This is a genomic window from Corallococcus aberystwythensis (assembly GCF_003612165.1).
GTDB lineage: Bacteria > Myxococcota > Myxococcia > Myxococcales > Myxococcaceae > Corallococcus > Corallococcus aberystwythensis.
In genome coordinates this window covers 1-10,654 of record NZ_RAWK01000313.1, presented here as the reverse complement: position 1 = coordinate 10,654, position 10,654 = coordinate 1, and the positions used below count along the sequence as shown (strand labels likewise).

Annotated in this window: 10 protein-coding genes; 6 read left to right on the top strand and 4 right to left on the bottom strand. The window is 69.4% G+C overall.

Annotation, left to right across the window (positions count from 1 at the left end):
• Window positions 1-79 precede the first annotated feature (79 nt).
• The 4 genes from D7W81_RS35540 to D7W81_RS35525 all read left to right on the top strand — a co-directional run bounded on the left by D7W81_RS35540 (window position 80) and on the right by D7W81_RS35525 (window position 4,157).
• Window positions 80-826: an ABC transporter ATP-binding protein gene (locus D7W81_RS35540; RefSeq protein ID WP_120559821.1), complete on the top strand. Its 747-nt coding sequence runs from the start codon at window positions 80-82 to the stop codon at window positions 824-826.
• Entirely contained in the window at window positions 823-2,055 is a 1,233-nt protein-coding gene (locus D7W81_RS35535) for an ABC transporter permease (RefSeq protein ID WP_120559820.1), read from the top strand. The genes D7W81_RS35540 and D7W81_RS35535 overlap by 4 nt, the downstream gene beginning before the upstream one ends.
• On the top strand, window positions 2,055-3,455 hold the full coding sequence (locus D7W81_RS35530; protein ID WP_120559819.1) for a TolC family protein: 1,401 nt from the start codon (window positions 2,055-2,057) through the stop codon (window positions 3,453-3,455). Before D7W81_RS35535 ends, D7W81_RS35530 begins: the two co-directional genes overlap by 1 nt.
• Window positions 3,456-3,791: 336 nt before the next feature.
• Window positions 3,792-4,157, top strand: a complete 366-nt coding sequence (locus tag D7W81_RS35525) for a helix-turn-helix transcriptional regulator (protein WP_120559818.1) — start codon at window positions 3,792-3,794, stop codon at window positions 4,155-4,157.
• A gap of 46 nt (window positions 4,158-4,203) precedes the next feature.
• Here the strand turns inward: D7W81_RS35525 and D7W81_RS35520 are convergent, their stop codons facing one another.
• The 4 genes from D7W81_RS35520 to D7W81_RS35505 are packed head-to-tail and all read right to left on the bottom strand — an operon-like array spanning window position 4,204 to window position 9,142.
• A complete protein-coding gene (locus tag D7W81_RS35520; RefSeq protein ID WP_120559817.1) occupies window positions 4,204-5,736 on the bottom strand; it encodes an ATP-binding response regulator in 1,533 nt (510 codons plus the stop codon).
• Window positions 5,729-7,777, bottom strand: coding sequence for a hybrid sensor histidine kinase/response regulator (locus D7W81_RS35515; protein ID WP_208721585.1), 2,049 nt, complete (start codon window positions 7,775-7,777; stop codon window positions 5,729-5,731). Before D7W81_RS35515 ends, D7W81_RS35520 begins: the two co-directional genes overlap by 8 nt.
• A complete protein-coding gene (locus D7W81_RS35510; protein ID WP_120559816.1) occupies window positions 7,774-8,478 on the bottom strand; it encodes a hypothetical protein in 705 nt (234 codons plus the stop codon). The genes D7W81_RS35515 and D7W81_RS35510 overlap by 4 nt, the downstream gene beginning before the upstream one ends.
• Window positions 8,479-8,482: 4 nt before the next feature.
• Entirely contained in the window at window positions 8,483-9,142 is a 660-nt protein-coding gene (locus D7W81_RS35505) for a cobalamin B12-binding domain-containing protein (RefSeq protein ID WP_120559815.1), read from the bottom strand.
• Window positions 9,143-9,329: 187 nt separating this feature from the next.
• Between D7W81_RS35505 and D7W81_RS35500 the strand changes: the two genes are divergently transcribed.
• Complete coding sequence (locus D7W81_RS35500; RefSeq protein WP_244227666.1) at window positions 9,330-10,070, top strand: hypothetical protein; 741 nt, start codon at window positions 9,330-9,332, stop codon at window positions 10,068-10,070.
• 24 nt (window positions 10,071-10,094) lie between these two features.
• Entirely contained in the window at window positions 10,095-10,610 is a 516-nt protein-coding gene (locus D7W81_RS35495; RefSeq protein ID WP_120559814.1) for a hypothetical protein, read from the top strand.
• Window positions 10,611-10,654 lie beyond the last annotated feature (44 nt).

The window sequence follows — 10,654 nt, the reverse complement described above, 5'->3', positions numbered from 1 at the left end:
GGCGGGTTCTAGCCGCACCCGTTCCCATCACTTTCGTCACACCAGCATCTCGGGCAGGGGAAGGGACAGAGGCAGACAGATGGACGCGGACACGAAGCGGGCACCCCCCGTCATCCAGCTCAAGAACGTGGCGAAGGTGTACAAGTCCGGCGACGTGGAGGTGCGGGCCCTGCGGGGCGTGGACTTCACGGTGGAGCCCGGGGAGTTCGTCTCCATCATGGGCTCCAGCGGTTCGGGCAAGTCCACGCTGATGAACATCCTGGGCTGCCTGGACCGGCCCACCTCCGGCGAGTACCTGCTCAACGGCCGTGAGGTGGCCCGCCTGGACCGCGACGGCCTGGCCCGCGTGCGCAACCGCACCCTGGGCTTCGTCTTCCAGAGCTTCAACCTGCTGGCGCGCACCACCGCGCTGGAGAACGTGGAGCTGCCCATGCTGTACGCGGGCGTGCCCTCCAAGGAGCGGCGTGCGCGGGCGAAGGAGGCGCTGGAGCGCGTGGGGCTGGGGGCCCGGCTGGACCACCACCCGAAGCAGCTCTCCGGCGGTCAGCAGCAGCGCGTGGCCATCGCGCGGGCGCTGGTGGGACGGCCTCGCGTCATCCTCGCGGACGAGCCCACGGGCAACCTGGACTCGCGCACCACGGTGGAGGTGATGGCGCTGTTCCAGCAGCTTCAGAAGGAAGGCATGACGCTGGTGCTGGTGACGCACGAACCGGACGTGGCCGAGTACACCCAGCGCACCGTGGTGGTGAAGGACGGGCGCATCGTGAACGACAGACGCCAGACGCCGAACGCGGCGGTGGTGCCCGCCGAGGAGGTGGGGACATGAACATCCTGGAAACGCTCGTCCTGGCGCTCAGGGCGCTGCTGCGCAGCAAGACGCGCTCGGTGCTCACCGCGCTGGGCATCATCATCGGCGTGGGCGCGGTCATCGCCATGGTGGCCATTGGCGACGGCGCGAAGGCCAGCGTGCAGAAGGTCTTCGACTCCATGGGCACCAACCTGCTCATCATCCTGCCGGGTTCGTCCAAGTCCGGTGGCGCGCGAGGCGGCTTTGGCAGCCAGCCCACCATCACCTGGGACGACCTGGAGGCCGTGCGCACGCAGCTGCCCAGCGTGCGCGGCGCGGCGCCGGAGATGCGCTCCAACGCGCAGGTGTTCAGCGAGGACCAGAACTGGAACACCAGCATCATCGGCACGACGACGGACTACTTCACCGTGCGCAGCTGGATCATCGCCAAGGGCGCGCACTTCACGGACGCGGACAACGAGGCGGGCGCGAAGGTGGCGGTGCTGGGCCAGACGGTGGTGGACAACCTCTACGGCAAGGGCTTCAACCCCGTGGGGCAGGTCATCCGCATCAACAAGACGCCCTTCACCGTGATGGGCGTGACGGCGCCCAAGGGCCAGTCGCCCGTGGGCCAGGACTTCGACAACACGGTGTTCGTCCCGGCCGTCACGTTCAAGCGGCAGGTGCAGGCGCAGAGCCTGGGCGCGTACATCACCGGCGCGGTGTTCGTGCAGGCGGCGAGCGCGGACCTCACGGCCAAGGCCCAGGCGGACCTGACGAACCTCCTGCGCGAGCGCCACCGGCTGGGCGAGGACGACGCGAACGACTTCGACGTGCGCAACCTGGCGGAGGTGGCCAGCGGCCAGCAGCAGAGCACGGAGACGTTGAGCCTGCTGCTCGCGGCCATCGCGGCGGTGTCGCTGGTGGTGGGCGGCATCGGCATCATGAACATCATGCTGGTGAGCGTCACCGAGCGGACGCGCGAGATTGGCGTGCGCGTGGCGGTGGGCGCCCGGCCGCGCGACATCCTGGCGCAGTTCCTCATCGAGGCGCTGACGCTGGCGGTGCTGGGCGGAATCATCGGCGCGGCCGTGGGCCTGGGCGTGGCGAAGCTGCTCGCCGCGCAGTTCGGCTGGCCCATGCTGGTCCGTCCTGACGTCGCGCTGCTGGCCATCGGGTTCAGTGGCCTGGTTGGGGTCGTCTTCGGTCTGTATCCGGCGCGCAAGGCGAGCCTGTTGGATCCCATTGATGCACTGAGGTACGAGTGATGCGCGCGCTTCCGTTGACGCTTTCGTTGTGCGTCCTGCCCATGGCCGCGGGGGCCCAGACGGCCCCGGCCGCCTCGCGGCAGGCGCCGGTCACGCCCCCCGCGGTGCAGCAGTCCCTGGCCGCGTCCGCCTCCTCCGAGGGGCGCGTCATCACCCTGGCGGAGGCGGAGACCGCGGCGCGTGAGCACCAGCCGTCGCTGCGCTCGGCCCAGGCGAGCACCGACGCGGCGTACGCCCGGGTGGATCAGTCCTTCTCCAGCTTCCTGCCGCAGGTGAGCGCCAACGCCGGCTACACGCTGGGCACCAGCAACCGGGCCGTCATCCAGAACGTGCCGGGCAGCGACACCGGCGTGGTGTCCAACTCCACGCGGCGCTTCAGCGGCAGCATCGCCGCCAACCAGCTCATCTACGACTTCGGCAAGACGTCCGGGCGCTACAACGCGTCGAAGGAGAGCGCGGGCGCGCAGGAGAACTCGCAGCAGCAGGTGCTCCAGGACGCGCTGCGCGACGTGCGCTCCGCGTACTTCAACGTCCTCACGCAGAAGGCCCTGCTGGGCGTGGCGCGCGAGACGCTCCAGAGCGAGGAGGCGCGGCTCAACCAGGTGAACGCGTCCGTGCAGGTGGGCTCGCGGCCGGAAATCGACCTGCTCCAGCAGCGCACCGCGAAGGCCAACGCGCAGGTGGCGCTCATCCGCGCGCAGAACGCGTACGCCACCGCGAAGGCGCAGCTCAACCAGGCCATGGGCGTGGAGACGTCCACGGACTACACCGTGCAGGACGTGACGGTGGCGGCCATCGCGGGCGAGGACGAGGTGCTGGACGCGCTGGTGAAGCGCGCGCTGGAGGCCCGGCCGGACGTCGCCGCGCGGGAGCGGCAGATTGCCGCGCAGGAGTCGCAGGTGAAGGTGACGAAGGCTGGCCACCTGCCCTCCTTGAGCGCCACGGGCAACCTGTCCGACGTGGGAGCGAACCCGTTCAATGGCGCCACGCTGAGCGCGCAGGGCGGCGTGCAGCTGAGCTGGGCGCTGTTCCAGGGCGGGCTCGTCAACGCGCAGACGCGCGAGGCCAACGCCAACCTGCGCGACCTCCAGGCGCAGAAGGACGCGCTCCGGCAGCAGGTGCGGCTGCAGGTGGAGCAGGCCCGGCTCAACGTGGTGGCCACGCGCGAGGCGCTCACCGCCGCGGACGATGCCCAGCTGAACGCCCGCGAGCGGCTGCGGCTGGCCGAGGGGCGCTACCGCGCGGGCGTGGGCAACATCATCGAGGTCAGCGACGCGCAGGTGGCCTTCACCAACGCGGCCGCCCAGCAGGTGCAGGCGACGTACGACCTGGCCACCTCCCGCGCGGAGCTGGCGCGCGCCCTGGGCACGGTGGAGCTGAGCACCGTGGCGTCACGGTAGGGCCCCGGCGGGTGAGACGTAAAACATGAGCCAACCCTGAAGGGCGGCAGTGGCGGCAGGACGCCCGAAGACCGTAGGAAACGGCGGCTCCAACGTGATGGGTCACCTCCTGACAAGCCGGGAAACATGCGGGGATGCACGCCGCGGAGGCCGTTTCCAGAGGGCGCTCCGTCTCAGAAGTGGCATGGGTGTCGGGGTTGCCCGGACTCCGAAAGTCCACCTCGTGCGCAGCGACCCTATGGGTGAACAATGGGAGGCTGACCCGGCAAGTTCTGTCTGTCTGCCTCTATACGTCCTATGCCGTCGGCCAAACGTTTCGGGTCGGCAAGCAAAGGCATGGACAAGAAACTCGCAACCACCATCGGCGCATCGGCACGGGTCGCCCGGGGCCGCATGGAGCTTACGCAGGCCGACGTCGCCGAGCGAATCGACGTGGCCACGGAAGTGTACGGCCGCCTTGAGCGCGGCGGCATGCTCCCCAGCGTCCAGACCCTGCTGAAGCTGTGCCACGAGCTGCACGTCTCCGCGGACGAGCTGCTGGGACTCGCGGCGCAGGGTGCGCCGCCGTCTCGCGCCAGCGAAGCCCCTCCGCCCACGCCGGAGCGTCCGGAAGTGCGCCGGCTGCTGCGCAGCGTGCGCCAGCTGGACCCCGCCCAGGTGAAGCTGCTGGGCCTGGTGGCCAACGCGCTGACGCGGCGGTAGCCACCCACCTCCGCTTTCGACGGACCGGGACCGCGCGCGAACCCCCTCAGAGGTTCGACAGGACGCGATCCAGGTCGGCGGGCCGCACCGGCTTGGTGAGGTGCACGTCGAACCCGGCCTTCAGGGACTGCTGGTAGGCATCCGGATCGCCGTAGCCGCTGAGCGCCACCAGCCGCAGCTTCTCTCCCACGCGCGCACGCAGCGCCTTGGCCACCTGGAAGCCGTCCAGCCCCGGCAGGCCAATGTCCACCAGCGCCAGCTCCGGCGCGTGCTCCAGGGCCAGCTCCACGCCCTGCACGCCGTTCTGCGCCACGGTGACCTGGTGGCCCCACAGCTCCAGCAGGTCGCGCATGGACTGACGCGCGTCCGAGTTGTCCTCCACCAGGAGGATGCGCCGCGTGCGCCGTGAGTCCAGGAGGTTCGTCCCCACCGTCTTGGGGACGCGGTCCGGGGGCAGCAGGGGCAGCCGCACCAGGAACTCGCTGCCCTGGCCCAGGCCGCCGCTGGTGGCCTCCACGGTGCCACCGTGCATCCGCACCAGCGTGCGCACCAGGGTGAGGCCAATGCCCAGGCCCCCGCGCGAGCGCTCCAGGGACGTGTCCGCCTGGGCGAACAGCTCGAACATGGCGGGCAGCTTCTCCGGCGGGATGCCGATGCCGGTGTCCTTCACCCGCAGCACCGCCTGCGCGCTGCCGTCCACGCCCTCCTGGGACAGGTCCACGGTGACGGTGCCCTGGTCGGTGTACTTGGCCGCGTTGTCCACCAGGTTGGTGAAGATCTGCTCCAGGCGCGTGGCGTCGCCCTCCAGCCACAGCGGCGCGCGCGGCAGGTGGACCTCCAGCTTCAGGCCGCGCCCCTCCACGCGGGGACGCAGGATGGAGAGCACCTGCTGGAGGGAGTCCGTCAGGCTCACCGGCTCCGTGCGCAGCTCCACCTTGCCCCGGGTGATGCGGCTGACGTCCAGCAGGTCATCCACCAGCCGCGCCAGGTGGTTCGTCTGGCGCTGGATGATGCCGTGCATCCGCGCTTCCTTGGTGTCCGTGGACGTCCTGCGCTCCAGGATGCCAATGGACGTCATGATGGCGGCCAGCGGGTTGCGCAGCTCGTGGGCCAGCATGGCCAGGAACTCGTCCTTGCGCCGGTCCATCTCGATGAGCTGATCCGTGCGCAGCCGGGCCTGCTGCTCCGCGTGGCGCAGGCGCAACAGCGAGCGCACCGTGGCGATGAGCTCCGACGGCTCGTAGGGCTGGGTGAGGTACGCGTCCGCGCCGCCCTCCAGGCCCTGCACCTTCTTGTCCGGCGTGACGAACGTCGCGGACGTGTGCATCACCGCGATGGCGGCCGTGGCCGCGTTGGCCCTCAAGCGCGCGCAGACCTCATAGCCGCTGATGTCCGGCAGCTTCACGTCCAGGACGATGACGTCCGGGCGGTGCTCCTCCGCCATGAGGAGCGCCGCCAGGCCGGTGGCCGCCTCCAGCACGTGGTAGCCGGACATCTCCAGGATGCGGTTGACCAGGTAGCGGTTGGCCTCGTCGTCGTTGACGTTGAGGACCGTTGCCAGATGCGGTTGCTCAGCCACGGGGGTTCACCTCGCGCAGCTCCCGGTTCCCCAGTCCCGCCTTGGACAGCGCGTCGCGGATGCGGGTGATGGCCACTTCCCGGCTGAGCGTGTGCTTGGCCAGGATGGCGGAGGTCTCGCGCGCCAGCCGCTGGCGCTCCGACTCCTGCAGCTGGTGGGAGGTGTGCAGGATGATGGGGATTTCGCGCGTGCGGGGGTCCGCCTTCAGTTCATCCAGCACGTCGAAGGCGGTGATGTCCGGCAGCACGAAGTCCAGGAAGATGAGGTGTGGCGCCTGCTCACGGGCGATGCGGACACCCTCGCGGCCGTTGGAGGCCTCCAGCAGCTGGTAGGACGTGTCCTTGAGCAATTGCTTGAGCAGGTAGCGGTGCACGTCGTCGTCGTCGATGATGAGCAGCCGCTCCACCAGCCCGGTGCGTGCCATGGCCGCCAGCTTCTTCGTCAGGCGCGCCTCGTCCACGGGCTTGAGCCAGAACTCGTCCGCGCCCAGGGCGCGCGCCTTCTGCTCGCGGTCCGTCACGGTGACGACGAGCACGGGGATGTCGCGCGTCTGCTCGCCGTTCTTCATCTCCGCGAGGAAGTTCCAGCTCGTCTCGCCCTCCAGCATCACGTCCAGCACCATGGCGGCGGGGCGCACGCGCTGCATCACCTTGCGCGCCTCCTCCACGCTGCGCACGGGCAGCACCTGGAAGCCGGAGCGCGCCAGGTACTTCTCGTAGAGGAAGAGCGTCTGACGGTCGTCCTCCAGCACCAGCACCGGCGCGCGCGAGGGGTCCAGCGTCTCGCTGCGCCTGGCGAGCCCCGTCATCTCCGAGACCTCCGGGTGCACGCGCGGCAGGGTCATGGTGAAGGTGGCGCCCTGTCCCATCGCGCTCTTCACGGTGAGCGAGCCGCCCAGCACCTCCGCCAGCTTGCGCGCCAGCGGCAGGCCCAGGCCGGTGCCCTTCACCTGCCGCTGCAGGTGGCTGTCCACCTGGATGAACTCCTCGAAGACGCGCTCATGGTTCTCCGGCGCGATGCCGATGCCCGTGTCCTTCACGGTGAACATCACCGTGTCGCGCGGGCCCGGGGCCACGGTCACCGTGACGGAGCCGGACTCGGTGAACTTCACCGCGTTGGAGACCAGGTTGCGCACCACCTGGCTGAGCTTGGCCTCGTCCGTCTCCAGCTCCAGCGGCTCCTCGGGGCTCTCGAAGTTGAGCGCCACCGGCGAGTCCGGCGGCAGCAGGGGCCGCGTCATGCCGCGCAGCGCGCTGATGAAGTCGGACGCGACGAAGCGGCTGTGGCGCAGCGTCGTCTTGCCGGACTCCACCTTGGACAGGTCCAGCAGGTCGTTGACCAGCTCGAAGAGGGACTCCGCCGAGCCACGGATGAACTGGACCTGCTTCTCCTGCTCCGGGTGGAGGCTGCCGTTGAGCGGGTTGAGCAGCACCTTGGACAGCCCGAGGATGGAGTGCAGCGGCGTGCGGAACTCGTGGCTCACGTTGGCCACCACGCGGCTCTTGATCTCCGACGCGCGCTGGAGGCTCTCCGCCTTCTCGTCCAGGGCGGCGTGCAGGCTGCGCACGCCCTTGTTGGACTCCTCCAGCTCGCGGTTGAGCCGGGTCAGCTCCTCCGCGCGGCGCTTGAGCTCGTGCTGCTGGCGCTCCGTCTCGCGGTGGAGCGCGGACAGCTCGCCCAGCGTGGTGCTCACCTGGGTGAGCGCGGAGCCGTAGTCCTCCGGCACCAAGCTGCCCACCAGGGCGATGCCGCCCTCATGCGGCCGGGCGCGGAAGGCGAACGTCGCGGGCTTGTGGTCGCGCTGGAGGATGAGCTCCCAGCTGTCCACGGCCTCGTCGCGCGCCTGCACGAGCAGCTTCTCCACCTTGCTCTCACTGCCGTGACTGGCCAGGCTCTTCAATGTCTGCCCGGGCTTGATTCCCAGCAGGCGTGCGGCGCGCTCATCGCGCCAGACGACCGTGCCTTCCGCATCGCAGGCCAACGCCAGCTCGCGGCTGAGGGATTCGAAGATCCCGAAGGCGCGGTCATCCTCTTGCATCATGAGTGCGTCTCCTCCCACGAAACAGGCGTTCGTGCGAGCAACGTTCGCGCCTCCGGGGGACCTGTCCCCAGAATGGCCTTCAGCGCGTCCAGGCATTGGAGAAGGTTCAAGGGCGCCAGTCCCCGTTGGGACCAGAAGCCCGCGTACCACTGGACGTGGGCGTCCCACAGGTCCGCGCGGTCGAGGGCAAGCGCGTCCGAGAGATAGGACAACTGGAGGCGCACCTCTTGTTCCAGGCGGGGGCGGCTTCCGGGCGGCAAGGGGGCCTCCAGCCGCCGGACGACCGCGCTGATGATGGCGGCGGCGTCCTCTTCCAGGTCGTGGGCGGGGCCTTCTTTGTAGCGCAGTGCCTGGCGGGCAGCCTGGACGTAGGTGTAGGGCAGCGAGTCCGGGCCGAAGCCCTCCGCCTGGAGGGCACGGGCGAGCCCCTCGAAGTGCTGATCCAGGTGCAGCGAGCACATGCCGCGCGTGACGAGCAGCGTGCGCAGCCAGCGTGCGTAGTCCTCCAGGATGGCGGGGCGCGACGCATCCAGCGCCTGGACGAGGTAGCGGACGTGGAAGACGGCGTCCTCGTCCCCGAAGCGGCGGGCGCGCTGGATGCCGTAGCGCGCGGCCCAGAAGGGATCCTCGTACAAAGCTTGAACAGAATTGGAAGCGAGGGACGCGGTCCGCGCTTCCACCTGGAGGCTCACGTTCGGCATGGCGTCAGACTCCGAGGGTGCGGCAGGCGGCGGAGACCAGCTCACGGACGCTCTTGCCGAAGAAGGTCACGGCCAGCTCCTCCTCGAGGACCGGCCCCCAGTCGAAGGCGAGCCCGCCCACGGCGATGGGGAGGGAGGGGGACACCTCGCGCGCCTTGCGCACGGCCTCGCGGACCTGGGGCATGTGGAAGGGCATGGTGACGGAGAGGGCCAGCAGGTTGGGCGGCGTCTCGCGCACCATGCGGGCCAGGTGGTCCGCGGGCACGTTGGCGCCGAGGAAGCGCACGTCGAAGCCGGCCATCTCCAGGAAGTCGCTGGCCATGCGTGCGCCCACTTCGTGCAGCTCGCCCTCCACGCACGCCATCATCACGACCTTGCCGTTGGACGGGTCGCGGGGCAGGTGGCGGTAGAGGTGGGCCAGGACGTACTGGGAGATGGCGGTGGCCAGGTGTTCCTGGGCCACGGAGATGGTGTTCTCCTGCCAGAGCCGGCCGATTTCGTATTGCGCGGCCTGGATGACCTCCAGGTGCAGCTCCTGGAGGGGCACGCCGCACAGCAGGCCCTCGTCCACGAGCAAGCGCAGGGCCTCCTGGCGGTTTCCGGAAAGCTGCGCGGCCAGATACCGCTCCCGCAGGGTGTCGATGGCAGGCGTCGTTTGGATCACGGGAACCGGGCCGGTGGCGGACGGGGCAGGGTAGGGGGGATCCTGCTTTCGTTAAACCCGGGGGCCCCAGCCCGCCTCCTGAAGTGAACAGTCGCCAGCCGCGTGGTCCGAGCGGTTGCTTTTCTGCTTGCAGGTCAAGCGAACTCCGGGGTGGGCCATGCATTCTCGGCGTGCTTTGCTGGAATCCATGCTTGGCCGTTATTGCTGGTCTGCGCGGGGCGTTGTCGCCGGTCTGGGCCTGCTGGCGGGTTGCTCGGCTCCGCAGGAGGTGGAAGGGGTCTGGCGACCCGGTCCTGGCGCATCGTTGGAGCACATCCCCGGACCCCTGAAGAACTTCGGTCCTTTCGACCTCTCCGCGGATGCGTTGTCCGCCGCCTGTCCGCTCATCCTGTCCAAGCCGAACGCGTCCGTGGTCGCCCTCCAGGAGTCTCAGCCCGAGGTCGCCCTCCGCATGGCGACGGAGTACTGCGCCTGGCTCTACGTCACGCCCGACGGACGATACGAGATGAGCATGCTGTCGGATTCATCCCGTCCCGGAGACGCGGTGCGTGGGCTGCGGAGCTGTTCGTTGCCTCCGTTCGTGGATGACTCCCGCTACGCGCCCGGCACCCTCAAGCAGATCTTCGCGCTGCACAATCATCCGTTCGGAACGCGCCTCTCCGCCCGGGACCTGCGCTTCATCGAGTCGATGGCCACCGTCCACGACTGGGAGGTCCTGACCCGGGAGGGCCGCGTCCGTCTCTCCATCGTCGCGTTCTTCTCGCGGTCGCGAGACGCGAGCGCGCCCACGTGCGATGGCTTCTACCAGTACGTTCCCGCCACCCGGGAGATGATGCTCTGGACGCACACTGGCGGCCGGTGGAAGCAGGAGTCCCATGGCACCGTCACCTGGCTTGATGAGCGCACCTATCGGCTGGATGCGCTGTAGGAAGGCCGTATGCGAGGACGGATCATGTCTGTGAGGACGGTCGCGTTGGTGCTGGGTCTGTTGGGCTGTGCCCGCAGGCCCGAGCCTCTGTCTGCGCCAGTGCTTGAAGACCGGACCGTCCGTTTCCCGGTCGCATCCGATGCGGGCGTCATCCAGGCGGGTGCGCCGGTCGTCCTCGATGGCGAAACCCTGCGCGCGTTGACCCTCGTCTCGCGCGACCTGTTCCCGCTGGGGAGCGCGGCGGCGTCCTGTGACAGTCGGCCGGAGTCCTACACGTACACGGTCCTCCGTCAGGACGGCCTCCTCTTTGTCTACGTGGAGGAGAACCCCGCGGCGTGTGGACGGCGATTCCCGGCGCTCGACTCCAGCGCGAAGTACGCCCTCCGCCCGGATGGCCGCATCCTCCGGCGCGTCGTCGACGGCGTGGACGCGGATGACGACCTGCGAGGCGTGATGCTGCCGGATGGCGGAGTCCAGACCGTCCTCGTGCCCCCGAGCCAGGGGCTGCTGCCAGCGGATGCCGGGGACGCGGGAGGGTGAAGGCCATGGGCTGTCTCTTTTACATATCTGACGCTGCCGACGCC

Coding starts and splice junctions, on each gene's coding strand:
- D7W81_RS35540 (WP_120559821.1), top strand. CDS start 80: ATGGACGCGGACACGAAGCGGGCACCCCCCGTCATCCAGCTCAAGAAC.
- D7W81_RS35535 (WP_120559820.1), top strand. CDS start 823: ATGAACATCCTGGAAACGCTCGTCCTGGCGCTCAGGGCGCTGCTGCGC.
- D7W81_RS35530 (WP_120559819.1), top strand. CDS start 2,055: ATGCGCGCGCTTCCGTTGACGCTTTCGTTGTGCGTCCTGCCCATGGCC.
- D7W81_RS35525 (WP_120559818.1), top strand. CDS start 3,792: ATGGACAAGAAACTCGCAACCACCATCGGCGCATCGGCACGGGTCGCC.
- D7W81_RS35515 (WP_208721585.1), bottom strand. CDS start 7,777: ATGATGCAAGAGGATGACCGCGCCTTCGGGATCTTCGAATCCCTCAGC.
- D7W81_RS35510 (WP_120559816.1), bottom strand. CDS start 8,478: ATGCCGAACGTGAGCCTCCAGGTGGAAGCGCGGACCGCGTCCCTCGCT.
- D7W81_RS35500 (WP_244227666.1), top strand. CDS start 9,330: ATGCTTGGCCGTTATTGCTGGTCTGCGCGGGGCGTTGTCGCCGGTCTG.
- D7W81_RS35495 (WP_120559814.1), top strand. CDS start 10,095: ATGTCTGTGAGGACGGTCGCGTTGGTGCTGGGTCTGTTGGGCTGTGCC.